The 1046-nt window shown below is 44.3% G+C and carries 1 protein-coding gene; it reads left to right on the forward strand.

Annotated elements, in window-relative coordinates:
* Positions 1-8: 8 nt before the first annotated feature.
* On the forward strand, positions 9-1037 hold the full coding sequence (locus AC55NX_RS20740) for an IS630 family transposase (protein ID WP_496997452.1): 1029 nt from the start codon (positions 9-11) through the stop codon (positions 1035-1037).
* The last annotated feature ends 9 nt before the right edge of the window (positions 1038-1046 follow it).

Genomic DNA, 1046 nt, shown 5'->3' on the forward strand with positions numbered 1-1046 from the left:
TACGCACCATGAAAATTGTACTGACTCCTGAGCAAAAGCAGCAACTCGAACAGATGCACGACACTGAGCGTGATAGTCGAGTGTGCGACCGTATAAAAGCCGTTTTACTGGCTTCCGAGGGTTGGAGTCAGGTCATGATATCTCAAGCTCTTCGTATTCATGAATCGACCGTTGCCCGTCATCTTAGTGATTATGTTCTCTCTGAAAAACTTAAACCTGAGAATGGTGGTAGCCAGAGCCGACTTTCTGCGACTCAGACGATGCAGCTCATCGAGCATTTGACTGAGAAAACCTACTTTCATACGCGTCAAATCGTTACTTACATCGAGACGGAATTCGGCGTGAGCTACACCGTTGCAGGCATGAACAAGTGGTTACATCACCACGGTTTTTCATACAAAAAGCCCAAAGGTGTGCCGCACAAGCTAAAACCTGAAGAGCAACAAGCGTTTATCGAGTATTACAATGAGGTACTTAAGTCCAATAATGCGCCTGTGCTTTTCATGGATGCCGTTCATCCGACTCAATCAACAAAGCTCAGTTATGGCTGGATCCGAAAAGGACAGAATAAGCTTATTGAAACGACAGGTAGCCGTACTCGAGTGAATCTAATCGGTGCTCTGCCACTGAAAGACATTAGTGCAACGATCACTGATACATATGAAACGATAGATAGCGAGAGCATTGTTCGCTTCTTTTGGAAACTCAAGAAAGAGCATTATCCACTAGAGCAAACCGTGCATATTGTGCTTGATGGTGCAGGCTACCATCGGTCAGAAATGGTGAGAAACGCGGCAAAAGTGCTCAATATAGAGCTTCATTACTTACCACCATACAGCCCAAACTTAAATCCAATAGAGCGGCTTTGGAAAGTAATGAATGAGCATGTGAGGAACAATGTCTATTTCCCCTCCAAAGCAGCATTCACCTCTGCTATCAAAAAGTTTTTTGATGTGACGCTACCAGAAGTTGCAGGCTCACTTGTATCCAGAATTACGGATAATTTTCAGATATTGAAGCCTGCACCTTCAAGTTGAACGGGTATA

This window comes from Vibrio rubrogenes (assembly GCF_059641415.1).

Coding starts and splice junctions, on each gene's coding strand:
- AC55NX_RS20740 (WP_496997452.1), top strand. CDS start 9: ATGAAAATTGTACTGACTCCTGAGCAAAAGCAGCAACTCGAACAGATG.